General features: G+C 74.0%; 2 pseudogenes. Both read left to right on the top strand.

From position 1 onward, the window contains the following. Window positions 1-211 (top strand): annotated as a pseudogene (locus tag AB0K09_RS33650) (hypothetical protein); the annotation flags it as partial. After that, a pseudogene (locus AB0K09_RS33645) lies at window positions 208-1,156 on the top strand (dTMP kinase); the annotation flags it as partial. The pseudogenes AB0K09_RS33650 and AB0K09_RS33645, both read left to right, overlap by 4 nt.

Genomic DNA, 1,156 nt, shown 5'->3' with positions numbered 1-1,156 from the left:
CCTGGAGCGCACCGGCACCCAGCTGGAGTTCGAGGGCTACGCCCAGGAGATCGTCGGCGTGATCCAGGGCGTCATCGTCCTCTGCGTCGTCATCGGCTTCCGCCCTGGGCGGTCCGGCTTTCGCCGCAGGCGGTTCGTCACCTTTGCGCCTCGCGCAGATGTTCGTATTGACGGCTGCCATTCGGGCACTCCGGATAGGCTGGCAGGATGACGCGAGCCGAGCAGCCGACAGTGGACACCTCCACATCCGGCACATCCGGAGCACTGGCCGCGGACTCCCGCGAGCGTGCCGTACGAGCCCTTCTGCGCTTCCCGCCGCTGCGGCGGCTGTGGAACGCCCAGTTCGCCGGTGGCGTGGGCGACTGCCTGTCCGTGCTCGTCCTGCTGCTGTTGTCGCTTCAGGCGGCCGTCGCGGCGGGCTCCTTCGGCGGGGGGTACCGGGGCGCCGCCCTCGCCGTCGCCGCCGTCCTCGGCGCGCGGCTCCTCGCGACCCTGCTCTTCGGCGCGGTCCTCCTCGGGCCGCTGTCGGCCCTCTTCTCCCCCGCCGGTCCGCTCGACCGGCGGTGGACGATGATCGGCGCCGACGGCGTGCGCCTCGCGCTGCTCGCCGTCGCGCCCACCTGGATCGACTGGACCGGGGACAGGGCGCTCGCCTGGCTGCTGATCACGGCCTTCGTCACCGGCGTCGCCGAACGCGTCTGGACCGTCGCCAAGGACGGCGCGGCCCCCGAACTGCTGCCCATGCCGCCGCCCGAGGGCGCGGCGGTGCGCCCCCTGCCGGACCACTACGACGCGCTGCGGCGGCTGTCCCTGCGGACGACCTTCGTCTCGCTGCCCGTCGCGGCGGCCGCGCTCGTCGTGATCACGCTGTTCGGCAACCTCCTCGGCTCCGGGATCGGCTGGTTCCACGCGCACCAGGCGGCGCTCGGTTCGTACCTGGCGGCGGTGCTCTTCGGTACTTCGGCCGTGGTGCTGTACCTCTTCGTCGGGCTGCCGGGGGCGCGCCGGGGCACCGGTGGGAAGGGTGCCAAGGCGAGCGCCGGCGCTGCGGCGGATGCGCCCGGCACGGGCGTCGGCGTGCGCACCGACGCGCCCACGATCGCGCTCACGAGCGCCGTCGAGGCGGGCGCACCGCAAACCGCGCCGCAGTCCGCAC

Source organism: Streptomyces sp. NPDC049577 (assembly GCF_040675635.1).
In the GTDB taxonomy this organism is placed as follows: domain Bacteria; phylum Actinomycetota; class Actinomycetes; order Streptomycetales; family Streptomycetaceae; genus Streptomyces.
This window is presented reverse-complemented; position numbering and strand designations above follow the sequence as displayed.